This is a genomic window from Odoribacter sp. (assembly GCF_985060555.1).
On sequence record NZ_CFKYFN010000062.1, the window covers coordinates 1 to 24,827 of the forward strand.

Annotated in this window: 23 protein-coding genes, 1 tRNA gene and 1 pseudogene; 13 read left to right on the forward strand and 12 right to left on the reverse strand. The window is 44.2% G+C overall.

The features are described 5' to 3' along the window. Positions 1 to 403: 403 nt before the first annotated feature. From folK to AC5RDS_RS08200, 3 genes are all read right to left on the reverse strand, one after another. Positions 404 to 892 carry a 2-amino-4-hydroxy-6-hydroxymethyldihydropteridine diphosphokinase gene (gene folK, locus AC5RDS_RS08190; RefSeq protein WP_013613259.1) on the reverse strand — a complete coding sequence of 163 codons (489 nt, stop codon included), beginning with the start codon at positions 890 to 892 and terminating at the stop codon, positions 404 to 406. Between the two features lie 3 nt (positions 893 to 895). Next, positions 896 to 1,561: a DUF4290 domain-containing protein gene (locus AC5RDS_RS08195; RefSeq protein WP_013613260.1), complete on the reverse strand. Its 666-nt coding sequence runs from the start codon at positions 1,559 to 1,561 to the stop codon at positions 896 to 898. 200 nt (positions 1,562 to 1,761) lie between these two features. Beyond that, positions 1,762 to 4,032 carry an ATP-dependent helicase gene (locus tag AC5RDS_RS08200; protein ID WP_494222293.1) on the reverse strand — a complete coding sequence of 757 codons (2,271 nt, stop codon included), beginning with the start codon at positions 4,030 to 4,032 and terminating at the stop codon, positions 1,762 to 1,764. Positions 4,033 to 4,155: 123 nt separating this feature from the next. Between AC5RDS_RS08200 and AC5RDS_RS08205 the strand changes: the two genes are divergently transcribed. The 4 genes from AC5RDS_RS08205 (at position 4,156) to AC5RDS_RS08220 (ending at position 8,288) form a co-directional block, all read left to right on the forward strand. After that, positions 4,156 to 5,337 carry a T9SS type B sorting domain-containing protein gene (locus AC5RDS_RS08205; RefSeq protein WP_494222294.1) on the forward strand — a complete coding sequence of 394 codons (1,182 nt, stop codon included), beginning with the start codon at positions 4,156 to 4,158 and terminating at the stop codon, positions 5,335 to 5,337. 287 nt (positions 5,338 to 5,624) lie between these two features. After that, positions 5,625 to 6,539 carry a tetratricopeptide repeat protein gene (locus AC5RDS_RS08210; protein WP_118113226.1) on the forward strand — a complete coding sequence of 305 codons (915 nt, stop codon included), beginning with the start codon at positions 5,625 to 5,627 and terminating at the stop codon, positions 6,537 to 6,539. Between the two features lie 185 nt (positions 6,540 to 6,724). Further along, positions 6,725 to 6,967 (forward strand): DUF6463 family protein, encoded by a 243-nt coding sequence (locus AC5RDS_RS08215; protein ID WP_147379252.1) that lies wholly within the window; start codon positions 6,725 to 6,727, stop codon positions 6,965 to 6,967. A gap of 460 nt (positions 6,968 to 7,427) precedes the next feature. Continuing rightward, positions 7,428 to 8,288 (forward strand): AraC family transcriptional regulator, encoded by an 861-nt coding sequence (locus AC5RDS_RS08220; RefSeq protein WP_118113227.1) that lies wholly within the window; start codon positions 7,428 to 7,430, stop codon positions 8,286 to 8,288. A gap of 356 nt (positions 8,289 to 8,644) precedes the next feature. Here AC5RDS_RS08220 and AC5RDS_RS08225 read toward each other — a convergent pair. From AC5RDS_RS08225 to AC5RDS_RS08245, 5 genes and pseudogenes are all read right to left on the reverse strand, one after another. Continuing rightward, positions 8,645 to 9,533 (reverse strand): annotated as a pseudogene (locus AC5RDS_RS08225) (linear amide C-N hydrolase); the annotation flags it as partial. A gap of 182 nt (positions 9,534 to 9,715) precedes the next feature. Beyond that, complete coding sequence (locus AC5RDS_RS08230; protein ID WP_087381604.1) at positions 9,716 to 9,811, reverse strand: hypothetical protein; 96 nt, start codon at positions 9,809 to 9,811, stop codon at positions 9,716 to 9,718. 11 nt (positions 9,812 to 9,822) lie between these two features. Then, positions 9,823 to 10,011, reverse strand: coding sequence for a hypothetical protein (locus AC5RDS_RS08235; protein ID WP_013613267.1), 189 nt, complete (start codon positions 10,009 to 10,011; stop codon positions 9,823 to 9,825). A 147-nt stretch (positions 10,012 to 10,158) separates the two neighbouring features. Continuing rightward, on the reverse strand, positions 10,159 to 10,335 hold the full coding sequence (locus AC5RDS_RS08240; RefSeq protein WP_494222295.1) for a hypothetical protein: 177 nt from the start codon (positions 10,333 to 10,335) through the stop codon (positions 10,159 to 10,161). A gap of 632 nt (positions 10,336 to 10,967) precedes the next feature. Then, a tRNA-Ile gene (locus AC5RDS_RS08245) sits at positions 10,968 to 11,041 on the reverse strand. Between the two features lie 163 nt (positions 11,042 to 11,204). On the opposite strand from AC5RDS_RS08245, the gene rlmH reads away from it, so the two are divergent. From rlmH to AC5RDS_RS08260, 3 genes are read left to right on the forward strand one after another with little or no spacing between them, the layout of a single operon-like run. Beyond that, on the forward strand, positions 11,205 to 11,678 hold the full coding sequence (gene rlmH, locus AC5RDS_RS08250; RefSeq protein ID WP_013613276.1) for a 23S rRNA (pseudouridine(1915)-N(3))-methyltransferase RlmH: 474 nt from the start codon (positions 11,205 to 11,207) through the stop codon (positions 11,676 to 11,678). Positions 11,679 to 11,704: 26 nt separating this feature from the next. Further along, positions 11,705 to 15,298 carry a sensor histidine kinase gene (locus tag AC5RDS_RS08255; protein WP_217778009.1) on the forward strand — a complete coding sequence of 1,198 codons (3,594 nt, stop codon included), beginning with the start codon at positions 11,705 to 11,707 and terminating at the stop codon, positions 15,296 to 15,298. 19 nt (positions 15,299 to 15,317) lie between these two features. Beyond that, a complete protein-coding gene (locus AC5RDS_RS08260) occupies positions 15,318 to 15,818 on the forward strand; it encodes a hypothetical protein (protein ID WP_013613278.1) in 501 nt (166 codons plus the stop codon). On the opposite strand, the gene AC5RDS_RS08265 is transcribed toward AC5RDS_RS08260, so the two are convergent. Both AC5RDS_RS08265 and AC5RDS_RS08270 read right to left on the reverse strand, forming a co-directional pair. Beyond that, positions 15,808 to 16,812, reverse strand: coding sequence for a glycosyltransferase family 9 protein (locus AC5RDS_RS08265; protein WP_013613279.1), 1,005 nt, complete (start codon positions 16,810 to 16,812; stop codon positions 15,808 to 15,810). The genes AC5RDS_RS08260 and AC5RDS_RS08265 overlap by 11 nt on opposite strands. Before the next feature lie 2 nt (positions 16,813 to 16,814). Then, positions 16,815 to 17,966, reverse strand: coding sequence for a M20 metallopeptidase family protein (locus AC5RDS_RS08270; RefSeq protein ID WP_494222296.1), 1,152 nt, complete (start codon positions 17,964 to 17,966; stop codon positions 16,815 to 16,817). A 186-nt stretch (positions 17,967 to 18,152) separates the two neighbouring features. Here AC5RDS_RS08270 and AC5RDS_RS08275 point away from each other — a divergent pair, with 186 nt between their 5' ends. Continuing rightward, positions 18,153 to 19,202, forward strand: a complete 1,050-nt coding sequence (locus AC5RDS_RS08275) for a DUF1573 domain-containing protein (protein WP_162609997.1) — start codon at positions 18,153 to 18,155, stop codon at positions 19,200 to 19,202. A 19-nt stretch (positions 19,203 to 19,221) separates the two neighbouring features. After that, positions 19,222 to 19,962: a CDP-diacylglycerol--serine O-phosphatidyltransferase gene (gene pssA, locus AC5RDS_RS08280; protein ID WP_013613282.1), complete on the forward strand. Its 741-nt coding sequence runs from the start codon at positions 19,222 to 19,224 to the stop codon at positions 19,960 to 19,962. Here the strand turns inward: pssA and AC5RDS_RS08285 are convergent. Further along, positions 19,943 to 20,698, reverse strand: coding sequence for an HU domain-containing protein (locus AC5RDS_RS08285; RefSeq protein ID WP_013613283.1), 756 nt, complete (start codon positions 20,696 to 20,698; stop codon positions 19,943 to 19,945). The two genes, pssA and AC5RDS_RS08285, sit on opposite strands and share 20 nt — an antisense overlap. Positions 20,699 to 20,835: 137 nt before the next feature. Here AC5RDS_RS08285 and galE point away from each other — a divergent pair, with 137 nt between their 5' ends. After that, complete coding sequence (gene galE, locus AC5RDS_RS08290; protein WP_013613284.1) at positions 20,836 to 21,855, forward strand: UDP-glucose 4-epimerase GalE; 1,020 nt, start codon at positions 20,836 to 20,838, stop codon at positions 21,853 to 21,855. 54 nt (positions 21,856 to 21,909) lie between these two features. Here galE and AC5RDS_RS08295 read toward each other — a convergent pair whose 3' ends face one another. Beyond that, complete coding sequence (locus AC5RDS_RS08295; protein ID WP_118103323.1) at positions 21,910 to 22,731, reverse strand: glycogen/starch synthase; 822 nt, start codon at positions 22,729 to 22,731, stop codon at positions 21,910 to 21,912. Between the two features lie 150 nt (positions 22,732 to 22,881). Here AC5RDS_RS08295 and AC5RDS_RS08300 point away from each other — a divergent pair, with 150 nt between their 5' ends. From AC5RDS_RS08300 to AC5RDS_RS08310, 3 genes are all read left to right on the forward strand, one after another. Then, positions 22,882 to 23,235, forward strand: coding sequence for a YraN family protein (locus AC5RDS_RS08300; protein WP_013613286.1), 354 nt, complete (start codon positions 22,882 to 22,884; stop codon positions 23,233 to 23,235). A gap of 86 nt (positions 23,236 to 23,321) precedes the next feature. After that, complete coding sequence (locus tag AC5RDS_RS08305; protein WP_046404312.1) at positions 23,322 to 23,732, forward strand: OsmC family protein; 411 nt, start codon at positions 23,322 to 23,324, stop codon at positions 23,730 to 23,732. 40 nt (positions 23,733 to 23,772) lie between these two features. Further along, positions 23,773 to 24,801 (forward strand): NAD-dependent epimerase/dehydratase family protein, encoded by a 1,029-nt coding sequence (locus AC5RDS_RS08310; RefSeq protein ID WP_022161187.1) that lies wholly within the window; start codon positions 23,773 to 23,775, stop codon positions 24,799 to 24,801. Positions 24,802 to 24,827 lie beyond the last annotated feature (26 nt).

Here is a 24,827-nt window from a genome sequence, read left to right on the forward strand (position 1 = left end):
AGTGAGAATAAGCTTTCTTAAATCAAGACTAATCTGCAATTCAGTGATAACGTTAGTCGGAGGTGATCGGGATTGGTGACCATTGGAGCGGGAACGAGGATCCGGTTAGGTTTTCCGAACGCCCGACCGGTGGTGTCTGAGCGAAGCGAGTTCCGCCGGTCAGTGAAGGAAAACCTTACCGGACCGGTCCAGGCGAACCGGTCTGACGGTATAAAACCCGAAATCGGAATAGATAGAAAAAAATAAACCTACTTTTAAAGTAGTTAAATAGGTTTCAACGGTTACAAAAGTTTTAAAAGTCAAGTCTAACCGTTGAAACCATGGTAACTTATGTAATCGCTGTAACTAAAAAAGTTTTATTCATCCAGTTTATTTTCTTGCTTGCTGAAGCTTCGAAGCAAGATTAGTCCGGAAGTTTTCGGGCCTGTAGCTTATCCGGACATTCTTGCAGTAAGGTGGCGATTGTTTTCTGAAATACCGGATGGACAAAATCCGGTAAGATTTCTGCCAGAGGAGTCAGTACAAAATTGCGTTCCTGCATACGGGGATGAGGAAGTATTAAATCCGGCGTATTCAGAATGACAGAATCATAAAATAACAGGTCGATATCGATCGGACGGGAAGAATAGCGGGGTCCGCCGGCAAGTCTGATCCGTCCTAAGCGTTTTTCTGTTTCGAGACAACGTTGTAAAAAATCGAAGGCCGATAACCGGGTTTGAAAAACAACGACCTGGTTGAGAAAATTTTCATCACATTCGAAGCCCCAGGGGGCTGTTTCGTAAAACGACGAAGCCATTACCCATTGCTCTGTCGATGACAATATTCGAATGGCTTCTGTTATAAGCTGGCGTTTATTGCCGGAATTGCTTCCCAGTATGGTGACTACCTGCATCTTTTACCCGTTCTTTTTGTAATATTGCCGGTTATTGTTGCCTTTATTATTGTTGTTATTGTTATTCTTCTGGTAGTTTTTGTTCATCGGCTTATTGGAACTGGGCTTGCTCTTTTTCTGTAACAGATCTTTCGGATTGGAAAGAGTCATACCCTCCGGTAAGATAACGGTACAGCCGCATAAGGTGTTGATGTCGTTATAGATTTGTTCGTCTTCGACGCTATCTTTATTCCAGGTGAGGAATGATTTCTTCATGTGGTTGGCGGTCAGAACGATCAGTGCTCTTTTTTGTTCCGGATCTTCCAGCTCTTTGATTTTGTCTATGAGTTTTTCAACTAATTTGCCGTAGTGCTTGTATTTGATGTGATTCGAACTGTAAGGCAGTCTTTCCGGTTTCTCCTGTAGTTTGGAGAGAGAAGGGAGAGGATAGGGAGTATCTATATCCAATTTAAATTCAGACATGATGGCCAGATGATCCCAAAGTTTATGCCGGAAATCGGGAACGTCCCGTAAGTGAGGATAAAGATTTCCCATCACGTCGATTACTGTCTTTGCGGCTCTGGTTCTTTCTTCCCGGTCTTCAATGGTCAATAGGTAATCTACCATTTTTTGTATGTTACGTCCATATTCAGGAAGTAATAATTTTTTCTTTTGGGTATTATATTCCATAAAAATACTATGTGTTTCTTAATCGCAGTACGTTGTTTTTACCAGATATAAAGAAAATATTTATTTATTTGCAGACTTTAACCGGATTTCTCCGGGTTGAAGGCAATCCGAAAATCGTTATTCTGTAAAATAGCGATTTCAAGGTATCTCTTTCAGATTATGAGGCAAATATACGCTTTTTAGTGTTCTGACGGAAGTTTTTAGTCTGCTTGAATGTATAATTTTGCAAATTTTAACAAAAGAGTCCGGCTTCCCCCTTCACGGAAGACCACTTTTGCCTTTTTTTGTACGCCTAAACCTTCCAGGTTGATCACTTTTCCGGCTCCGAAGGTAGGATGAAAAATGATCATACCGGGAACGACCTGATTGGAGTCGATCGGTTTGAGTTTCGATCGGTCGATGGCCGGAATATCTATTGTTGCGGGTTTATTCAAAGTGATCGCCGGCTTATGTAAACCGGACATAGCTGTCGTAGTTTTTAATTTGAAACCTGAGGGTTCTTCCCGCATCGCGATATATCCTTCGAGGAATTCCTGATCGATCTCACCGATAAAACGGGAAGGCCGCGAGGATACCACTTGGCCGTTTTTGTAACGGGAAGTGGCGAACGACATGAAAGCCCGTTTTTCTGCCCGGGTGAGAGCGACATAGAAAAGCCGCCGTTCTTCTTCCAGGGCGGCAGGAGTGGTCACACATTGCTGGGCCGGGAAAAGTTCTTCTTCCAGACCGGTGATAAATACATTGCTGAATTCCAGTCCTTTCGATGCATGGATGGTCATGAGGGTCACTTTGTTTTGATCCCCTTCTTTATCTCCGTCCTGATCTGTCAACAACGCTACTCCTTCGAGGAAGGCCGGTAATTTATCGTCTTTCCCCTCTTTATAGGCGGTTTCACTGAAATCTTTGATACCGTTCAGGAGCTCTTGGATATTTTCTTTCCGGGATACGCCCTCCGGTGTTTCGTCATTGGAAAGGTCGTCGATGATACCGGAAGAACGGGCGATGATAACAGCTGCGTCATACGCATTTTCATTCGCTATCTGTTCCCGGAAACGTTCGATCAGACTACCGAATTTCTGTAATTTGGAAAGGGTACCGCTGTTGAAAGCGCCGGCCACCTTATCGAGGTTACAGAGTACGGTCCACAGGCTGACATGATATTTTCCGGCGATTTCCCGGATTTTATCTACGGTCGAATCTCCGATTCCCCGACGGGGATAGTTGATGATCCGTTTGAAAGCTTCTTCATCGTTCTGATTCACGGTCAGCCGGAAATAAGCCAGCAAATCCTTGATTTCTTTCCGTTGGTAGAAAGATTGGCCGCCGTAAATTTTATAAGGAATATTCCGTTTACGGAGGGCTTCTTCTAAGATACGCGACTGGGCATTCGTACGGTAGAGAATAGCAAAATCGCTGTATTCCTGCTGCTCGTAATTGGCTAGCCGGAAGATTTCATTCGTGACCTGGAAACCTTCTTCCTTATCGGATAAGGCCCGCAATACCTTGATCTTTTCACCTTCTTCGTTTTGAGAAAAGGTCTTTTTGGGAATTTGTTCTTTGTTCTTACTGATCACACAATTCGCTGCATCTACGATCGTGGTCGTCGACCGGTAATTTTGCTCCAGTTTGTATAGCTTGTATTCCGGATAATCGTTTTTAAAATTAAGGATGTTCTCGATCCGGGCTCCCCGGAAAGAATAAATACTTTGTGCATCATCCCCGACTACACAGATGTTATGATGCCGGTCCGAAAGTTTTTTTACGATCAGGTATTGGGCGTAATTGGTATCCTGATATTCGTCGACCAGGATATAATTGAATTTCTGTTGATATTTGGCCAGAATGTCCGGGAAATCACGGAACAGGATATTGGTTTGCAGCAAAAGATCGTCGAAATCCATAGTATCCGATTGTTTGCAACGCTGCTGGTATTGTTTGTAGATTTCTCCCAATAACGGGCGTTTGCCGGCTGTATCTTCGGATAAAATGCGGGAAGATTGGGCATAACTCTGAGCGACGATCAGGTTGTTTTTCGCCATCGAAATCCGTCCGAGGATTGTGCTCGGTTTGTAAATCTTATCGTCCAGCTTCATGTCTTTGACGATGGTCTTGATCATATTTTTAGAATCCTGGGTATCGTAGATGGTATAGCTCGATGTATAGCCTAATTTCTCGGCTTCGAATCGCAGGATTTTTGAAAAAATCGAGTGGAAAGTTCCCATCCACAGGTTGGCAGCGATTTCCTGGCCCACTAACTCTGCAATTCGTTTTTGCATTTCACGGGCAGCTTTATTGGTAAAGGTCAGGGCCAGAATTTTATAGGCCGGCACTCCCTGACTGAGCAATTGGGCTATCCGGTAGGTCAATACACGTGTTTTGCCTGAACCGGCACCTGCAATGACCAATGAAGGACCTTCTGTGTTGATGACCGCCTCCTGCTGACTGCTGTTTAATTCATTGATAAAATTCACCCTGAATAAATTTTTGATCGACGATAATGATTGATTATTTCCCGTAGCAAAATTAAAAATTAATCTCCAGCCTCACAAAATACCGGGGATTTTTAGTAATATTGCAAGGATAATCGTCAAAGTGTGTGGAGATGTAAGTATTGTAAAACTTTTCTGTATGTTATCCGTCAGACCCAGGGCGGAGCGGTTCCGGAAGGGCAGGTGAGTTTTGTGCCGGGAGGAGATCGTTGGGAATTCGGCTGGACTTACGAGGGTTCCCCTCAGGCCGTTGTTCCGTATGAGGATTCTACCCGCTTGACCGTCCCTTTGCTGGGGAACGGACTCTATACTTTTACTGCCCGAAAGGAAGGTGTGAATACGGTTCAGGAACGGTTTTATGTGTTTTATGATTTTATGGATTTTAAAATTACTTTGACCGATGTACTGGATTGTGAATATATTACGATTCATATCGATTATCTTTATATTCCCGATTTTGCCGGTTTTCCCGGTGGAGAGAATGTGGATTACTGGGTCGATTGGGATGGCAAAGAACGGCAATTGTCTTCTATGAATGACTATCGGTATGAAGATCTAAGTCAGGCTGTCGCCGGCTGTGCCGAAGATGTGTCTTGCCGCATTAGGATCAAGGATCGTTTCGGATTCGTATGGGAAAGTAACGAAGTGACTTACGAATCGATGATCCCGGAGGCTGTCCCTGAACTGACTCTGGGAAATACGGTGGATGTGGTCGGGGAAGTCGGCGATGAAATGGGACAGGCGCCTTTAGAAGTAGAATTCGATGCTTTCGGTTCTAAAAATGCTTCTTCTTATGAATGGTATTTGTATAAAGATACGACCGATTTGGTCGGAATGGTCTTATCGCCCGAGGATAGCCTGATTGGAAATCAGATCCGGACGCCGGAAGATTTTGTTTATACTTACGAGCATTCCGGACGGTATAAGGTAATGCTCGTAGCCATCCATGGAAAAGGAAATTTTTGCCGGGATACTTCGGATATACAATATGTAAATGTCGTCGAATCTTTGCTGGATGTCCCGAATGTCTTTACACCCAATGGAGACGGTAAGAATGATATTTTTAAGGTGAAAGCCTTGTCCCTGGAATCTTTCCAAGGGGTGATTCTGAACCGTTGGGGACGTAAAATCTACGAATGGAACGATCCTTCGGAAGGCTGGGACGGACGTATCGGGGGTAAATATGCAAGCCCGGGAACTTATTTTTATGTGATTACTGCCAAAGGAAGAGAGAAGGTGAATCCTCCGAAATATGTTAAAAAAGGAGCTTTGTTGTTAGTCCGTTAAGGGAAATATTTTTGTAACTAAGTTTTTAGTTGAAACGTTTGTTTTATCGTTGAAATCTTTCTTTATTTGTGATGGAATATCAAAACTATTGAAATAAAGATATATTTCGTTCTTGGAATCCTGTTTTGTATTATAGGAAATTATGCTCAGGACATCGGTCGGCAAATTTTAGAAAGAGAGTTGGACCGGAATCATTACGATGAGGTTTTAAGAGGTGTCGATTCTTTATACCGGATAGAAGGTGAATCTTCCGATTTGCTTTTTTTGAAGGTAAAGCCAATGAAGGGATGTTGCGTTATAAGGCAACTTTCCGCTGTTATTCGGAGTGGTTGGAGCGGGATTCTTCCGATTGGGATACCCGGCTTGCTTTAGCGCGGGTAGCAGCCTTGGCGGGGCGGACGATGAAAGCGGTCGATATCTATGAACAATTGGCCGGAGAAGATTCTCTGGATTTTTTTGTCAATTATCAGCTGGCCCGTTTGTATCAGCAGATAGGTAAAACTGTTCGGGCGATCGGAATCTATGATCGTTTATATCAGACAGACACGACAAATGTCACTTTATTAAAACGGATCGGAGATTGTTACAACCGGATAGGCTGGAGTATGAATGCCGTAGATCATTATTTACGTGCTGTCTGTTTGGACCCGGAAGATGGAGAGACTGTCGTGAAGGCTGTCAATCTGATGATGGCGAATACAGTTTTGTTTCAGGCTTATAAAAAACTGACCGGGAAACAGCAGCAAGAGGTGATGGCTGCCATTCGGGATACCAACAGGGTGGCTGATTTATGCGAGAACAATTCCGGTCTGAAAGCTGTCTGCTTGAAGAAGTTCCCGGCAGCCTTCCAGCAGCCTTTGAAGAATCTGTTTGTTTATTTATGGGAAAATGCATTGCGTTCCCCAAAATTTAATGATCATTTTTCGACCGGGTTGGAAGATTTTATTGATAAATTTATTGCTGAAAATAAAAGTATTGAAGTATGTCCGTTTTGTGCTTTGGAAAGTTTTTATGATTTGCAGGGGCAATCCAGACGAGAAATAGGTCATTGGTTGTGTAAAGAACAATATCCCTATCTTGTGGTTAATTTTGATAATCTTGTACCGATTGGGCATGCTTGTACTCTGGTTAAACATCGATGTGTTTATTATCCTGAATATAGGTTACATTTAACTTTTAAACGAACCGGCACTAACAAATGATATTAAAAAAGGGGATTAGGAGTTAGTGATATAAACCCAATGGTCCCAAAGATGATGATTTAGTGGAAAGTTGGAAAAAACTTTTTAATATTCAACAAAGGTATGAGTCTGCAATTAATGATAAGGTATTCTGATGGCGACGGGGGGGGACATCATCATGGACGGATTTGCCGCTTCCATCGGAAATGATGCGGAAAGGGCATACGCTTTTGGGTTTTTTATGGGCGGGATACTGCTCCTTTTTTGGGGGTACATTGCAGTATTATATCCGTAAGGAGCAGAAGCCTGTGCCCTTGTTCCTGGGGTATAGCTTGTTGTTGGTGTCGGTTGTAGGGTATATTCTATTGCCTTTGTCGAGTTTCTGGCTGTTGATTCCGCAGGCATTGATTATGATCGGGGGTACTTCGATGGGGGTAAAAGGCTATTAGCCCCCGAGGACGTGTCTTGCGGGCTATTTCCTTTTTGGCATGCGGAATGGAATTAACTTAAAGGGGGGAGGAAGCACTAAGTTGGTGCCATGAGAAAAATAGAAGAGGGAATCGTGCAAGTGTTGACAGAGACGGGAACCGCTTTTATTTGTTTAGCGGACGTGACGGAGTTAGCGCCGGAGTAGAACAGGGTATGCCCCGGGTATAACAGGTACTTTTTCATTGCGGATATAAGCGGGACAAAAATGACGTCCACGATGTGTGCTTGCTGTGCGGACATTCCGGTATTCCTGTGCCGGAGGAATACAGGGAATCGCAGGGGGGAGAGTACCGGGTAAGCGTCCGTTTGTGATAGGGTTCCCTCCGGATTGCCCGAAATACACATCACTGCGGGCTATCCGGAGATTAGCAATTTTGGAAAAGTGATTGTGCTCGGTTTGGTATAATTTTGTCCGCAGAGATGAAAAAGAAATTGACAACAGAAGAAGATTACAGGTTGCGGGTGGACCGGGTGTGTATGTATATCCGGGAGCACCTCGACAAGGAGATTGATATGCGTCGTCTTGCCGTCTTGTCGGCATTCTCGCCGTTTCATTTTCACCGCATTATGCGCGCTTATCTGAAAGAACCGATCGGAGCGTTCATTATACGCACAAGGGTGGAAACGGCGGCGAAGCTGTTGCGTTATACTGATCTTCCCGTCGCGGATATTGCCTACCGGGTGGGGTACGACACCCCGTCCTCGCTGACCAAATCTTTCTGTAAACTTTTCGGTATCTCTCCTAAAATGTATCGTTTAACCAAAAATTATCAGATGATGACAACACGGGAACCGAAGGCTGAAGTGAAGCTCAGCCGTGCCAAAGTCGTGGAACAGGAACCTAAGACGGTTCTGTACATCAGTGCCACGGGAGATTATAAAAAGGTGGATTACAGTGCGATGTATATGCGGATGTGGGAGGAGATCAAGCGGCAGGGACTTTTCTCGGCAGGTATTGAACATTTGGCTTTATACCACGATAATCCCGAAATCACGGCCGAAGAAAACCTGAAATGCGATGTATGTATCCGCATTTGCAAACCTGCCGGACCCAACGGGGATATCGGCGTAAAAACCATCGGCGGCGGACGTTTCGTCGCGTTTACGTATATTGGTGAGTACTGTAAAATAGGGGCGGCCTATGATAAAATTTACGGGGAGTTACTGGCAGAAGGAGGTTTCGAGACCCGGGGCAACTACTGTTTTGAAAAATATGTGAGCGATCCCCGCCGCACGGCTCCGGAAAAGCTGAAAACGGAGATTTATATTCCGATAGAATAAATTTGCAGGAACACGTCCGGGGAAGGGGTATAACATTATGGCAGGTATTCTCTTCTTAACTTATGCGCCGGGTATATAAGTCAAAATTAACCTGCCATTCACCGTTGTCGTTTACCATAATATCCTGCCACTGCAAACTGTCGGTTTCGATTTTGGCAAAGATCCAATTTTTTCCTTTCGTCGGTGATGTTTGTCAAGGCTATTGGGTTGCCTTGCTTTCTTGCGTCAAACTGCATGATTTTTCTGTATAACACCAGGCAATATCCCAGGTACACGTACCGGGATTATAAGCCGGGTGGGTGTGACCGGGGATTGGCGGGAGGCTTGAGGCTATTCTATTGCAGGTATTCAATGGGCTATTGCCGGGTTTTATCCAGGGGAAACGATTGGTATCGGACTGTGTTGAAATCGATATTTTTCAGGTCGATGCAGCGGATGGTTGAGTTGTAGGTTGTTTTGTAATATATTTTGCGGTTTGTGAGGTCGATGGCCGAGGTCCACTGGGTGGCACTTGGAATGTCGGGGGATTTACCAACGGGATGTTCTATGCCGATGGGAATATCGGAATTATTGAGGATGTGGAAGCATTGGAGGACGGTTTCAAAGCCTGTAGGCTGTTGCTTTGTAAAAAACGATCCGGACAAAACGGGAAGGCGGAGTGACGTCTCCGGGCAGACCTAAAAATCCCGATCCTGCCCCAAAAGCAGTCAGCGTGAGGTTGCCTAGGGCGTGGGGGCTACTCCTCCCGAAAAAAGGTTTATGTAATTGTTTCGGTTGGTGAGCTGCCATCCGAATCCGGGGGAATTGGTCAATATTCCTACGGGGTTATCGTAAAAATGGGGGATGCCGTCTACAATTTCCAGTACTGCCTGTCTGTCGCTGGAGTCGCTTATGTGCCAGTGGACGGTGGAAGTGGAACCGGGCTTGTCCAGACCGATAATCCGGATGGAAGGAAGGGCTGTTTTAACTTCGTCGACAGAAGAAAATAGTGCAAGCACAGCTTACCAGTTGCAGATTGTTGACAGTGCGGTTGTTTTCTGTCAGGTCGTAGGCGGAGTAGGTTCCGTTCCGGGGGAAATAGAAAAGGCCCGCAGAAAGCCCTGCTTCATTGAGTCCTTCGGCTATGAATCCTTTTTTGTATGATGGCCTGGTCAGTCCGGCCACACCGTATTTCGTTTGGAAGGTAGCTCCGTTGAGTCCTGTCGGCGTATAAGTTTTAATTTGTCTGCCTCTGGGGATAAACACCGGCGCCCCGTACTTTATGGCAATTGGAAAAATGGCTGGAGAAAAAAGGAACCACAGGAAAAGGTACAATTGTACACTAAAAACAAAGGGTTCATAAAAGGTTCACACAACGAAGGCCGCTCTTTCGGACAGCCTTCCGTTTGATAACATTCATACCTGTTCGTTCCAACATCATCCGTTTATCATCCCACCTTGCTCCGTACCCTCCGGATCAGCAGCACCCCTTCCATCACCGTCACGCTCACATACGAATCCTCCACAATCCCGGCTTCCCTCATCCATTTCCCTTTCAACTGTAAAAAAGGAACTTCCTTTCTTCCTTCCTCAAGTAAACTTTGACCTTTAGGTCATGTACCTCCGGTGTCTCCGTCCTGATCTCCACGGCCACCTCGGCCACTGCCGGGCTGATCACCTTCCTCAATACATTTCTCCTTTCCGGCATTTCTGCCCTGTTTTCCCTTATATCAATCTTTGCCATAACTTTCTGTTTTTAGGGGGTGAATAACTAAGCCACTGCGTTTTTAGCCTTTATCATCATAATTTCCTCCAGCTCGCTGCTTATCTGCTCATAATAGTACAGCTTTTCCGAAATCAAATGGCCAAAACGATCCGATTTTTGCCGCCATTACCGTCCATTTTCCGATAGCCCAGCCAACCCGTTCTTTCTCCTCCTGGCTGCACCCGCCATGAATGATATAATAATGACAAGCCCTTTGAATTTCCGCCAGTCCGTCCACGAACATTCCAGCGTCCGGAACAACGTTTCCATCATTCCCGCATCATCCTGTATAAAATCCAGCACATCCCTGTAATTTGAATAATTCTTTTTGCTCGTTAAAGCATGTTTCCCGGTTATTTTAAACAGCCTTGCCAATCGCTTCTGACTTTTCGTCAGTCGTTGCGGCCCCCTTGTTTTTCTCTGGTGTTAAAGCAACGGTACTCATAATTTTTGATATTTGGAGTGAGGGCGGAAATAAAAAGACGGTTCCGCCTTTCCCGTTGCTTAACAATCAGTAATAAAGACAGGATTAAGCAATTAGTAGAAACAATTTGTGCAGAACGTATTGATATCACAGTAAATTATGGAGATTGGTTTGCGATAGGTTGTATATTGGCAGGGATGTTTGAAGAGGAGGAAAAAAATTGTTTCATGCAATCGGACAATTTTATCCGGATTATAAGAGAGAGGAAAGCAATAATGAATATTTCAAATGTATGAAATATGGGCGTGATTATATTACTATAAGACGGAGAAGATATTTGATATAGCGAGAAAATATGGATTGGATTTCTGAATTATTAGGGAGATATAGCCTCATCCCCAGACTTCTTTGGAGTATGGCTAATTTATTGAATCCTTCAGTTTGCATGCAAATTGCATGTGTAAGAAAAAAGAAAAGCAGTTACATTTTGTTGCAACTGCTTGATTTTCAGTGGTCCCACTTGGGCTTGAACCAAGGACTCCCTGATTATGAGTCAGGTGCTCTAACCAACTGAGCTATGGGACCTGCATTTTTCATGCACCAAAAAACCGCGAATCTTTTGACGGGTGCAAATATAGGGATAAATTTCTGTTTTATACAAAAGATGTAGGAAAAAAATGTTATTTTCGTTGGATGGAAATGGCCTGGTCGGTGGGGTGAATGTTTTATCGGGTAGATTTAGAGAACTATGAAAATTTGTTTGCTGGTTATTGGGAAAACAGATGCGGATTATATTCGGGCGGGAATTGAAGAATACGAAAAACGGTTGAGGAAATATGTGGGGTATGAGATGAAAGTCTTGCCGGATGTCAAGAATACCAAACATATGAGTGAGGCATTGCAAAAGGAGAAAGAAGGTTTGTTGCTATTGGAACAATTCTTGCCGACCGATTATGTGATTTTGCTGGATGAACGGGGAAAACAGTACGGTTCCGGCGAATTTTCTGCTTTTTTGGCACAAAAGATGCTGAATGGGATAAAGCGGTTGGTTTTTGTGATCGGAGGACCTTATGGTTTTTCGGAAGCGGTCTACCGAAAGGCTGATGAGCTGTTGTCTTTATCGAAAATGACTTTCTCGCATCAGATGGTCCGGATGATTTTTGCCGAGCAGATTTATCGGGCGATGACCATTATGAAGGGAGAGCCTTATCATCATGAATAAAACCGGGAAGTAGAATAAATGAGCATATGAAGCGGAAGGCGTTTATCGTTTTGTTTGGTGCTGTGTTGTTGCTGATGGCGACAGCGCTGACGGAATATCTTTTCTATCGGCAGGATGAGAATACCTGGGTGGAACGCTTCGAAAGCCGTTTGCATGAACAGGAACGCAAAGCGGATCATTTATTGGCGACTTTTAGAGACAGCGTAGATATCGACTCCGAGGAATGGGAGGAGGATCTTATCTTTGTCGGGATTCGGGAGGACAGGGTTTTCTTTTGGACGAACGAAATTATCGGAGATCGGCATTTATCCGAATTGCTGACCAGTGGGAGAAATTTTACGAAGATCGGAAATACCTATTACGAAATCCGGAGGAAAAGATATAAAGATATCGATTATTATGCCTTATTGCGGATCAAAGACGACTATCCCTATACCGGTAAATACATCAAAAACAATTTCGGAAAGTTTCTGAATATTAGTGAAGAGAATATCGGGCAGGTAGAAATCTCTACAGTCACCGTTGAACAGGGACATTTGATCACCGATAAGGACGGTATGGGCTTGTTTTTTATCGTTTATGGCGATCATTACAAAGAACGGGCTTCCAATTATCTGTTGCTTTCTTTCTATCTGCTGTTTTTCCTGAGTTTGTTTTATGTGTATGATCTGGTATTGAAACATACGGATTGCTGGAAAAGACAACTCCTTTATTTTGCCGGATTTATATTATTTCTGGCCGGTTTGCGCTATTTTATGCAAGCCTTTCGTCTGCCTCCTACTATTTATCGTCTGCCGATTTTCGATGAGACTTTTTCTAAAAAAATATTTATTACTTCTATCGGTGATTTATTATTGACTACCTTCTGTATTTTTCAGGTTTGTTATATCACTTTGTCGAATATCCGGATTAATTACCAGGATGAGAAACTGTTGCATTATCGTTACCTTTTCACTGGTGGGATTATTTTTCTGATTTTTCTATATGTCAATTTCTTCAATTTTTCCATCGATCTGGTGGTGGAAAATATGGATATTCATTTGAATATCGCGCAGTTGGTACCTGTGGGGCTCTCTTCTATTCTTTCGTTTGTCGCGATTATTATGGGAGGATTGGTGATCGTGATCACTATCTATGGTGCTGTTTCTGTTTTCTGGCACATGATGTCGTTCATAACGGTGATTAAAGTCGTCACTTACATGTGTGTTCTGTTGAGTCTGGTCAGTTATATGTTCAGTTTATATACGAACTTCTGGGATTGTTTTTTTATCTGGATCGTTACGGTTTTACTGGCTGTTAACAGGTATTTATTGAAGCGGGATATACAAAGAAGTATTTATATCCTTGTCATATTTTTATTATCCATCTACGTGGTGATGGTGACTAAAAAATATGAAAGCTATAAAGAGCAACGCCAGCGTATGAACTATGCCACCGAGCTGATAGAAGAAAGGGATTATAATTTCGAAAAGCGGTTGGTGGAGATCGATCGGGTCATACGCGGTTCGGAGGAACTGAAAGGATGGATCGAGGTTGGTGAGGAACAGGAAGCGGAAGCTTTGTTGAGTGGAGAGCTATTGGATTTGAGAGGATATAATTATTCTTGCGAAATCACTTTTTGCCGTGCCGGTGACAGTCTTTGGCTGACCGATACCCGCGAACAATGGGGATGCCGGGAGTATTTCGAATGGATTATACGTAAAAACGGGCACCGGATCGACGACTCCGGTTTCTATTCCATCGGTGTTTTCGATGGATATGTCACTTATATCGGGCGATATCGTTTCGGGGAAGTAAATCTTTATCTTCGTTTCGATGCAGTCAAGGACGACGAAGGCATAGGGTATCCGCAAATCCTGTCCCGTAAATCTGCCGATGGGAAAGAGGACGGTTATTTTTACTCCTATGCTAAATATAGCTACGGGGAGTTGGTGTCTTCTTCGGGAAATTTTGTGTATTATAAAAAATTATCGGCATTCGGTAAAGATGCCCGTAATTTCGACCTGTTCAATAAAGACAAATATTCGCATATGCTGATCCCTGTGGACAACAACAGTACCCTGGTCATCAGTTTGCATGAGAATACTTTCGCTCTTTATTACATGAATGTGTTGTATGCTTTCTTCGTTTGTATATTGATTTCTTCCTATGGTTTGTTTTTTAATGTCAACCGGAATATCAATTTCAGGCAAGGTACATTGAGGGCCCGGATAAAAAACAGTATTATATCTTTGATTTTTATCCTTTTTGTTATCCTGACAGCCTTGAGTATTTATATGAATACCGTGAGTTTTAAAGGGCGGCATAATGCTAAAGCGATCGAATTGCTGAAATATGTCAATAAAGAATTAGAGCGTTTGCCTTGTGTGGATGCCCGTAAATGTCCCGAAGTTACGGGCCGGCTATCCGATATGTCCGAATTACTGCTGATCGATATCAATATTTATTCCAGACAAGGGAAATTGATAGCTACTTCGCGCCCGGAAATTTTTGAATATGGATTCGAGGGTACTTTGGTCGATCCTGAAGCCTTGAAACAGATCGAAAAGCTCGGGGTGACCAGTTATATCGCAAACGGGAAAGTGGGCGAACTGACTTATATGTCGGCTTATATGCCGCTGGTATTGGACAATGGAAAATCTTATATACTGAATATCCCTTATTTCGCTCAAAATGACGAACTGAATCTGGATATTATTATTATGGTAGTCATCACGGTGAATATCGCTATTGTGATGATGGTCCTGGCTTTTATTTTATCCGGTTTGGTGGCGGAACGTGTTACCCGGCCTTTGCAGATGCTGAACGATAAATTGAAGAAAATGCATGTCGGAGGGAAAAATGAGAAAATTGTTTATAACCATGCCGATGAAGTCGGCCGCTTGGTGGAAGAATACAACAATATGGTGGATAAGCTGGATGAAAGTATTGTGCAGCTGGCAAAATCGGAAAGAGAGAGTGCCTGGCGTGAAATGGCGCGGCAGATTGCTCATGAAATTAAAAATCCGCTGACTCCGATGAAGTTGAATATCCAGTTTATGCTGCGTTCTTTGCAGATGGAAGATACGGAGAAATTTAAGGAACGTTTCAGAGCCGTTTCCGGCATGTTGATCGAGCAAATCGATAATATGGCTGCCATTGCTTCTGCTTTCTCTGATTTTGCCAAGATGTCCGAGGCACATAATGAGACTTTCGAAGTAGATGAGTTAGTACGCAACTGCTCGTTACTTTTCAAAAATAATACAGAAGAATTGGAATGTGATGTGGAGGAAGGGATCCGGATATTGGCCGACAGGGAACAGATGAGGCGGGTGTTGATCAATCTGTTGAAAAACGCAGAACAGAGTATCCCCGAAGGCCGGCAGGGAGTTATCAGGATCACGGTCCGTAAAAAAGAGGGGAAAGTGGAAATCCGTATCCGCGATAATGGGCAAGGTATACCGGAAAATCTTCGGGAGAAAATCTTTCAGCCGAATTTTACCACTAAATCCAGTGGCATGGGATTGGGGTTGGCTATCTGTAAACGGATTATCGAAAGTATGGGCGGGGAGATCGGTTTTGTGAGCGAAGTAGGGGTCGGTACGGAATTTTTCATTATATTGGATATTGTAAGAGCATAATTTCAAATTGGTATCGTCTATGATTTGGGTGTGGATTTTGATTGGATTTGTCGTGGGGGAAGGGAGTATGGCCGGAGTGTGGTATTGGATGGAGAAAAAACGGAAACGGCAAAAGGAAGTTCAGGATAAAGGCAGGGTAGTGATTCCGCTCCGGGATATGGTACAGTTGGCTAATATCAATACGGCGATGGATGTCGGTTATCTGATGCTGGAGTATAAAATAAATCTGAAAATTCCTGAGTTTTATGACAAGTATATGAATCTGGTCAAGAAGCAGAAAGAATTGTATTTTAGGGAACTGATCGAGATTTTTAGTCACAATAAAAAAGAATATGTCCGGGATTTATTGGATAAATACGCCGGATTTTCTACTCAGGATGTGTTGTTATTACTGATGTGTGAAATGCAGTTGGATAATAAAACCATGGCCCGGATTATGGGGCTGACTTTGGAAACCCTGAAAAAACGCAAGACCCGGATGCGGATAAAAATGCGGACGGCCTCTCCTGTCACTTTATAGGCAGGAGTTGCCGGATACGGGTTGCGATGGTTTCCGGGCGGATATCTACCATACATTGCTGGTAAACACTTTTTTTACATTTCCCGCTTCCATCTTTCGTACATGGCCGGCACGACAAGGCGGTCTCGAATATCTCGGCGGTCGGACCGGTGGGAAAACCGAAAGCGGTCGGGCCGATAAGGGCCAGAGTCGGGATTCGGAAGAGATCGGCGGCATGCATGAAACCGGTGTCGGCACTGACGACGATATGGGAACGGTGAATGAGGTAGCAGGATTCCAATAAGGTTGTTTTACCTGCCAGGTTTTCTACCCGTTCAGGAGCTTCGGTCCTGATTTCTTCGCAGAAGGTATCGCCCGGACCCGCCAGGATCAGAAAGTGGTATTCCGATAGTAAGGTGATCAGCTTTTTCCAATGTTCGACCGGCCATCTTTTCTTTATCCAGTTGGCAGAAGGGACAAGGGTAATCGTATGGGCCTGTATACGGGAATTCAGCTTTTCCGGGAAATTTTCCGGGAAATACCAGTCGTCGTAAGTATCCGGGAAACGGTCGATCCCCCATTTTAAAAGTGGTTTCCGGTAAGAAACGACACCCCGGAAAGGCCAGGGAAACCGATTGATACCCCAATTGAAAAGTAAAAACCTTTTCCAGCGTTCTTTGCTACGCAGGGTGAAATGCGGACCTTTGCTCCACCAGGGTAATAATTTTAGTCTTAAGATATTAGACCGGATATTACTATGGGCGTCATAAATATAATCGTAATGCTCCTCCCGGAGTTGCCGGGCGATTTTTAACAGGCCTTTAAGGCCGAGTGCTTTATCGAAAGCCCATATTTTACCGATGCGCTTGTCCATGGCCAGGAAAGAAGACATATCTTTTCGGGCGATCCAATGGATTTCTGCATCGGGAAAATGTTCCCGGATACCGTCGATGATTCCCATACATTGAATGATATCGCCTATCGAGCTAAAACGGATGATCAGAAATTTGGGCATAGTTAATCGTTATTAAGAATGAGCGAACATAAAGTACGGATGCCGGTTTCCAGAGCGGCTAGGTCCGGGAAAAATTCGGGGGTATGCAGTTTCCCCGCCGGGTGGGTAGTCGAACTTACGCCCAAGCGGATGAATGTTGCAGGGAGGAGCTGACTGTAACGGGCGAAATCTTCTGTGGTCATGCGCCGGCCCAACCGGATTACCTGCTTTTCTCCGAATTCTGTTTTTAATATGCCGATCGCTTGCTCTGCTTTTTCCGGTTGGTTATAGAGGCAGGGATAGCCATCGGTTATTTCTATCGCCGGTTGGGCTCCCATACTTTCGGCAATCGCTGTGGTTATCCGGCGGATACGGGTTTTAGCCTCCTGGCGCCAGGTTTCGTCGAAAGTGCGGAAAGTCCCTTCTAGCCGGACTTCTTTGGGGATGATGTTCATCATGCTGTGGCATCTGAAATTACCGAAAGTCAGGACGGTAGGAATGAAGGGAGAGGCGTTCCGGCTGGTAATCTGCTGCAGAGCCACGACGATATGGGAAGCGATCAGGATCAGGTCTGCCGATTGGTCGGGTAAGGCGGCATGTCCTCCCGGGCCATGCAGGGTGATGGATATCTCGTCTCCCGAGGCCATATATTGACCCGGACAGATGCCGAGCTGGCCGACCGGAAGGTCCGGTTCTGCATGTAAAGCGATGATCCACTCCGGAAGATGGGTTTGGAAAAAAACATTTCCGATGATATCCCGGGCTCCGCCGGGCAAAACCTCTTCTCCGTGTTGGAAGATGAACATCAGGTTAAAGGGCAGTGACCGGGTGGCCAGTATTTCTGCCGTTCCCAATAAGACGGCCGTGTGCAGATCGTGCCCACAGGCATGCATAATGCCCGGGTTACGGGAAATAAGAGGATGATCTTCCTTTTCGGAGATCGGCAGGGCGTCGAAGTCTGCCCGTAAGGCAATTGTCCGGGAAGTGTCTCTACCGGGCAGAAAACCGATGATCCCTGTCGGGCCTGCGTTGGTATACTGAATTTGCAGGCAGTCAAGAGTACGGCGGATATAGGCTGCGGTCTGTTCTTCTGCAAAGCTTAGTTCCGGATGTTCGTGCAAATAGGTATAATGCATTCGGGCATTCGTGAGCAGCTCAGGGGGTATATTTATCATAAAGCTTTATTTACAATTCAAACTATATTTTCAGGTGGTTTTGAGCTAACGAAGTTAAAATTTATTCTTGAATCATCGAAATCCTCGGTAAAAAGAATTATTTTCGTATTCCGAATTCATAAAAGAGAATTTGATGTATGTATATTTTTGAGTGAGTGTATGTTGTTTTATGCTAATTTTTGTGATATGAAAGTGCTTTTATCGATTGTTTTTCTGTTTGCCTCTTTGGCAACTTTTTCGCAAGCAGTGATCAACTTCAGTAACCGGGCACATGATTTCGGGACGATTAAGGAAGTGAATGGAGCTGTTTCTTATGATTTTGAGTTTGTGAATGCCGGGACTGCTCCGATATTGATCAAAAATGTAGAATCTTCGTGTGGCTGTACTTCTCCGCAGTGGAGTAGACAACCGGTTTTACCCGGACAGAAAGGGTTTGTGAAGGCTACTTTCGATCCGAAAGACCGGCCGGGATTTTTCGATAAGACAATAACGGTATATTCGAATGCTAAACCGACCGTAGTGGAACTGAAGATTAAAGGTACAGTCGAGGGGAAAGCCCGGACAGTGCTCGATGATTATCCTTATGAGCTGGCTTCCGGTTTACGTTTGCCTTTGGAGCATATCTCTTTGATGAAAGTGCACAAAGGAGAGGTGAAAAGTATGTCTGTGGGAGTTTTCAACAATGCCGGTAAATCAGTTGCCGTTTCTTTTACGGACTTACCGGCTTATATTAAAATGGCTATCGAGCCTCAGCCTATTCCCGATAAAGGGAAAGCGACGATCAAGGCGGCCTATAATACGGCGATGAACGGTGAATATGGATTGAATAAAGAGCAGGTGACGATGGTGGTCGAAGGGAAAAAATACACCTTGCCGGTTTCGGTCTTCATCGAAGAAGACTTTACAAATATCGATCCGGCGACAGCCCCTCGGATTGAAGCGGACAAACGATATCATAACTTCGGGCATACTCCTGCCGCTCAAGCGGTTTCCTGTACTTATCAGATAAAAAATACCGGCCAAACTCCTTTGACGATTCATCGTATATATTCTAACGATGAGCGGGTAACTGTCGAAATGACCCGGAAGGAACTGAAACCGGGAGAAGCGGCTGCTTTGAAGGTGAATACGAAATCAGGAGCCGATGCCGGGAAGGTGACTTGTTTAATCAGTGTGATTAGTAATGCACCTGCCAATCCTGAGTTGACTTTACGTTTTTACGGAAATATCGATTGAAATTATTAATATATTAGTTATGAGAAAACAAATCCCCAACCTGATCACTTGTATGAATGTTATTTCCGGTACGCTGGCTATCTTTCTGGCTATGTACGGACTGTTGACCGCTGCTGCTATCCTGATCCTGGTGGGGATGGTTTTCGATTTTTTCGACGGGATGACCGCCCGTCTGTTGCATGTCAAGTCGGAGATAGGGAAAGAACTCGATTCGCTGGCCGATATGGTCAGTTTCGGGGTTGCTCCTGCTATTCTGGCGTATTTTCTGATCGTTAGAGAATTACCGGGAGGTGATTTCCTGCATTTTGCCACCTGGACGCTGGGGCAGCAGATTACAGCTGTCATGCCGGTCGTGATCGCTCCTTTCTCGGCTTACCGCTTGGCTAAATTTAATCTCGATGTACGTCAGGCCACTTCGTTTATCGGTATGCCTACGCCTGCTAATGCATTGTTTTGGGTATGCCTGGTTTTCGGAAGTTATTATACTCCGGAACTCTATATGACCTTGTTCGGAAAGCCGGGGGTATTGGCAAGCAGTGCCCTTATCCTGTCTATTCTTTTGATCAGTGAATTACCGATGTTTTCGTTGAAGATTTCGGGATTCGGCTGGCGGGAGAATAAGATTCGTTATTGCTATTTTATATGTTTGATTATATCGGCAGGTATTTGGGGAAAGGGGATTCTCATTTTTATCATCCCCCTATATATCCTTTTTTCTGTCGTAGAGGCTTTGATAAAAATTACCACTTCAAATCGTTGACCGGATCGTAGTCGACGTAGTCTTGCGAAGGGGAAATTACTTTGTTACAAGTGATTTTTCCGGATGCAGATGACTGAATAGCAGGAATGACCGGTTGTACGCCGGAACTATTCACATCCCGGTTCGGATCGGAAGCCGTGTGGAAGAAATCCAGTTGGGTAATGATGACGATACCTGCGATAGCTGTCGCTCCTAGAGCATATTTCAAAAGACGGTGCAGAATATTACCGGAAGATTCTAAATTGATATATTTGGGAATATCCGGGGTTTGGGTTGACCTGCTGGTACCCGATACGGCGGGTTTTATTTTATCGGATAAACCAACCTTCGCCACTGGAAGTGGCTCCATTCCTAAGGTTTCTGCAAAAAAATTATGTTTTCCGGGTTCGAAAATGATATTAAAACGGCGGTCTGTAAAAAATACACCGATGTCTCCGAAAGCGATCCGTTGTCGTTGGTTTAGCCGAATTTTCAGGTCTTCGCAGAAAAGCATCAGCTGGGAAGTGGCCTTCTCATAGCTGATATTTTCTTTGCCGGCAATCCAACTGACCAACAATCCGTCATTGTGGGTCAGGTTACGGTTGAATAAAATATCCTTAGAGGGTGGGCAAATCAAACCACTCTCGTCGTCGATATAAGCACTTTTATAGTTGCAGATAAATCCCCCGAAGTCCGGAATGATTACGCAATCGTGTAAAAATAGCAAATCGGATATGTATTCAATAAATTTATGCATAGTACAAAAGTAAGAAAAAAACGGATATCCGCCAATAACCCGAAAAAATTAATTTCACCCTGTTGAAGCGACCAATTTTAATATTTTATTACTTACTTTGCATGAAATACAGAATAAAACAATAAATTTTTAGCCTTATGAAGATTTTTGTAACAGGGGGGACCGGCTATATCGGTTCGCATACCGTGGTGGAGTTGCAACAGAATGGATATGATGTCGTTATTGTGGATAATTTGTGTAATTCCAATATCGGCGTATTAGACGGAATTGAAAAGATTACAGGCATCCGGCCTGAGTTTGAACAGATCGATCTGACAGAAGGAGAACAGGTGCGCGATTTCTTTCGCCGGCATCAGGATATAAAAGCGGTTATCCATTTTGCCGCTTTGAAGGCTGTGGGCGAATCGGTGCAGAAACCTTTGGAATATTACCGGAATAACCTGAATTCATTAATGAACGTCATTGCCGGAATGCGTGAGTTCGGAGTAAAGAATCTCGTCTTCTCCTCTTCCTGTACGGTGTATGGACAAGCCGATGTTTTGCCGGTTACCGAACAAACACCCCGTAAACAAGCCGAATCTCCTTATGGAAATACAAAAGCGATGTGTGAAGATATTATGCGGGACTTTGCGAAAGTAGAGTCTGGCATGAACTTATTGGCACTGCGTTATTTCAATCCGATCGGTGCTCATCCTTCTGCTCTGATCGGGGAATTGCCTAACGGTGTACCGAATAACCTGATTCCTTTCCTGACCCAGACGGTGGCAGGTATCCGTCCGCAATTGAGTGTCTTCGGGGATGATTACAATACGCCCGACGGTTCTCCGATCCGGGATTATATCGATGTGGTCGATTTGGCGAAAGCTCACGTTGTGGCTATCCGGCGTTTACTCGACGGAAAAAATAAAGCCAATTACGAATATTTCAATATCGGAACAGGAAACGGGCTTTCGGTATTGGGTTTGATCAAAGCTTTTGAAAAAGCTACCGGCGAAAAAGTAAACTACAAAATCGTAGGACGACGGGCCGGAGATATCGAGAAAGTATGGGCAGATACTACCCTGGCTAATCAGGAATTGGGATGGAAAGCCGAAGTTCCTATCGAAGAAACCCTGGCCAATGCCTGGAAATGGCAACAAGCGTTGATGAAGAAATAAAAAGAAGGTAAAAATGGGGAAACGATCGTTTCCCTATTTTTATAACTGATAAAATTATTTTTTTGCCGGACTTTCCAGAATCTGATCGAAGAAGGTGGCGTAATTTTCGATGTATTCTTCCGGAGTGGTGTATTCTGTCACCGGTTTGCCGCTTTGTGTCGCATAAACCTTTAGTTCCGGGTCGACATTAGAGCTATTGAAAATAATCCCATCCGAATAATCGAAAGCCAGTTTATTGACGTTCGTATGGGTCGGTTCGCTCAGGATACGTACGTCTTCCGAAGTAATATTTTCACTCAATACTTTCTTTTGAAAATCCTGGTCTAAGGTGCCACCGAACTGGTCATTATAGGTAGAATATACTACTTTAGAATGAGCGAATATCGGATCTTCGTTGTATTCCTTTTTCAGATACAGAGGCACTAAAGCGGTGAACCAGCCCTGGCAATAGATCAGGTCCGGAGCCCATCTTAATTTTTTTACCGTTTCGAATACTCCTCTGGTAAAAAAGATCGCCCGTTCGTCATTGTCCGGGAAGAAAGACCCTTTTTCATCGGTAATCACATGTTTCCGTTGAAAATAGTCTTCATTGTCGATAAAATATACCTGCATCCGGGCAGATTGGATAGAGGCTACCTTGATAATCAACGGGTGGTCTGTGTCATTGATGATCAAATTCATTCCCGACAGGCGAATCACTTCGTGAAGCTGGTTACGTCTTTCGTTAATACATCCATAACGCGGCATGAATGTCCTGATTTCTTTGCCTTTTTCCTGAATCCCCTGAGGTAAGTAACGGCCGATATGGGCCATTTCCGATTCAGGTAAATAAGGCATGATCTCTTGAGATATAAAAAGAATCTTTTTCTTCGCCATAACTACTTTTTCCCAAAAACCTTACAAAGGTAGTCATTTTTGTTCACAAATCAAAAAGCGTTTGGCTAAATTTGAATTTGTACTCTTTTGTAAATGAAAGAGAAGACGGTATTGTTTTTTTGTTTATATTTGGAAAAAGTAAAATAAATCATGGCAGCTCATAATGATTTGGGGCGGAAGGGAGAGGAGAAGGCGGTTGAATATTTGGTGCGGGAGGGATATGTTGTTTTAGAACGCAACTGGAGGTTAAAACACCGGGAATTGGATGTTATTTGCCTGAAAGGGGATCTGTTGGTGGTTGTAGAGGTGAAAACCCGTGATTTGCCGGAAGAACATCCCGAGGAACTGTTGGATTACCGCAAGAGAAGAAATATCCGTATAGCGACGGATGCCTATATTAAAGCGAAAGGGATTCGGGCTGAGGTGCGCTTCGATTTGATTTTGGTGATCGGGCCTGATTTAAAGATTGAACATGTAAAGGAAGCGATTCAGGTGTTTGAATAGAAAGAATAACGATTTAATGAAGGATTCGTTAAAAAGATAAGGATTGGATTAGACTAATTTCAGTAATAATATAAAAAGAATGTGTTATGGCGACAATGAAAGCAAAATATTTGGGACAACTCCGTGTGGAGTGTGAACATGTGGCGAGCGGTACGAAGATGATGACCGACGCTCCGGTCGATAATTGTGGTAAAGGGGAAGCTTTTTCACCCACCGATTTGTGTGCTGCTGCTTTAGGTTCTTGTATATTGACTACCATGGGGATTTATGCCGGTCAGCATAACATCGATCTGGAAGGTACAGAGATGGAGATAACGAAGACTATGGGGACAGAGCCCCGGCGTATTGTAAGAATCGGAATCGATATTTTTATGCCTGCGAAAGCTTATTCTGCCAAAGACCGGATTGTTTTGGAGCGGGTGGCACAGACTTGTCCCGTTTATTATAGTCTGAACGAACATTTGGAAAAGTCGGTTCGTTTTCATTGGTCGGTATAGTTGTTGAGTCGTCGACTCGATTATTCAAATAAGTAAACGTATGGTTTTTGTGACAGGTGCAACCGGATTATTGGGTAGCCATTTATTGTATTTTTTGGCTGTTTCAGGCCATTCGGTTTCGGCATTGCGTAGAAAACAGAGCCGGCTGGAAGATTCCCGGGCTGTATTTTTACAGTATCCTGACGGTGAAAAATATTGGAACACGATCAATTGGGTCGAAGGGGATGTGGTGCAAAAGGAGGGGCTGGCCGAATATGTCCGGCGGGCTGACTATGTTTATCACTGTGCCGCTGTGGTGTCTTTTTCGGGGACGGATCGGATGCATCTGATGAATACCAACCTGCAAGGGACTGAAAACGTGGCGGCTCTGTGTCTGGAATATCAGGTGAGGCTTTGTTATGTCAGTTCGATCGCAGCCCTTGGTGATGCCCGGCAACCGGAAGATTTGATCGACGAGGATACACCTGTTATCGCCGGTAGAGAGCATTCGGTTTATTCTCAAAGTAAAACGGCTGCTGAAAAACTGATCCGGAAATATATCGGTTATGGATTGAATGCAGTTATCGTATGTCCGTCGGTGATTCTGGGGGCGGGTATGTGGCATCGCAGTAGTGCACGATTGTTTTTTACCGCTGCTAAAGGAATTCCTTTTTATACGCGGGGCATGACCGGATATGTGGATGTCCGGGATGTGTGCGAATTGATGATCCGGTTGTGTGAAGATCCTTTGGTGAGTGGGGAACGTTTTGTGTTGAATGGAGGAAATTATACTTATCAGGAACTTTTTACAGCTATAGCCCGGGTGAATGGAGTACAGCCTCCCTGGTGGAATCTTGCACCCTGGATGACCGAACTGGTATGGAGGATGCTGGCCTGTTGGGGATACCTTTCCGGATCTAAGCCTGCTTTTACCCGTGAGACTGCCCGGTCGTCTCAACATTGTTCACGATATTCGAACGCCAGGATACTCAGCCTTTATCCGGATTTTCATTTCTATCCTCTGGTAGAGACGGTAGATCATATGCGGCTGATGTGGATTTCAGCATCTGCAGATCCGAAGCATAAGTGAAAAATCGGGTTGGCTTTCTAAACTTT

Bases quoted from the DNA above. Each gene is read 5' to 3' on its own strand.
- AC5RDS_RS08220 (WP_118113227.1), top strand. From the start codon at position 7,428: ATGAAAAAGAAATTGACAACAGAAGAAGATTACAGGTTGCGGGTGGAC.
- folK (WP_013613259.1), bottom strand. From the start codon at position 892: ATGCAGGTAGTCACCATACTGGGAAGCAATTCCGGCAATAAACGCCAG.
- AC5RDS_RS08300 (WP_013613286.1), top strand. From the start codon at position 22,882: ATGGCAGCTCATAATGATTTGGGGCGGAAGGGAGAGGAGAAGGCGGTT.
- AC5RDS_RS08255 (WP_217778009.1), top strand. From the start codon at position 11,705: ATGAAGCGGAAGGCGTTTATCGTTTTGTTTGGTGCTGTGTTGTTGCTG.
- AC5RDS_RS08235 (WP_013613267.1), bottom strand. From the start codon at position 10,011: ATGGCAAAGATTGATATAAGGGAAAACAGGGCAGAAATGCCGGAAAGG.
- galE (WP_013613284.1), top strand. From the start codon at position 20,836: ATGAAGATTTTTGTAACAGGGGGGACCGGCTATATCGGTTCGCATACC.
- AC5RDS_RS08310 (WP_022161187.1), top strand. From the start codon at position 23,773: ATGGTTTTTGTGACAGGTGCAACCGGATTATTGGGTAGCCATTTATTG.
- AC5RDS_RS08260 (WP_013613278.1), top strand. From the start codon at position 15,318: ATGATTTGGGTGTGGATTTTGATTGGATTTGTCGTGGGGGAAGGGAGT.
- AC5RDS_RS08195 (WP_013613260.1), bottom strand. From the start codon at position 1,561: ATGGAATATAATACCCAAAAGAAAAAATTATTACTTCCTGAATATGGA.
- AC5RDS_RS08215 (WP_147379252.1), top strand. From the start codon at position 6,725: ATGATGCGGAAAGGGCATACGCTTTTGGGTTTTTTATGGGCGGGATAC.
- AC5RDS_RS08265 (WP_013613279.1), bottom strand. From the start codon at position 16,812: ATGCCCAAATTTCTGATCATCCGTTTTAGCTCGATAGGCGATATCATT.
- AC5RDS_RS08275 (WP_162609997.1), top strand. From the start codon at position 18,153: ATGAAAGTGCTTTTATCGATTGTTTTTCTGTTTGCCTCTTTGGCAACT.
- AC5RDS_RS08295 (WP_118103323.1), bottom strand. From the start codon at position 22,731: ATGGCGAAGAAAAAGATTCTTTTTATATCTCAAGAGATCATGCCTTAT.
- AC5RDS_RS08285 (WP_013613283.1), bottom strand. From the start codon at position 20,698: ATGCATAAATTTATTGAATACATATCCGATTTGCTATTTTTACACGAT.
- AC5RDS_RS08210 (WP_118113226.1), top strand. From the start codon at position 5,625: ATGTTGCGTTATAAGGCAACTTTCCGCTGTTATTCGGAGTGGTTGGAG.
- AC5RDS_RS08270 (WP_494222296.1), bottom strand. From the start codon at position 17,966: ATGATAAATATACCCCCTGAGCTGCTCACGAATGCCCGAATGCATTAT.
- rlmH (WP_013613276.1), top strand. From the start codon at position 11,205: ATGAAAATTTGTTTGCTGGTTATTGGGAAAACAGATGCGGATTATATT.
- pssA (WP_013613282.1), top strand. From the start codon at position 19,222: ATGAGAAAACAAATCCCCAACCTGATCACTTGTATGAATGTTATTTCC.
- AC5RDS_RS08305 (WP_046404312.1), top strand. From the start codon at position 23,322: ATGGCGACAATGAAAGCAAAATATTTGGGACAACTCCGTGTGGAGTGT.
- AC5RDS_RS08230 (WP_087381604.1), bottom strand. From the start codon at position 9,811: ATGAGGGAAGCCGGGATTGTGGAGGATTCGTATGTGAGCGTGACGGTG.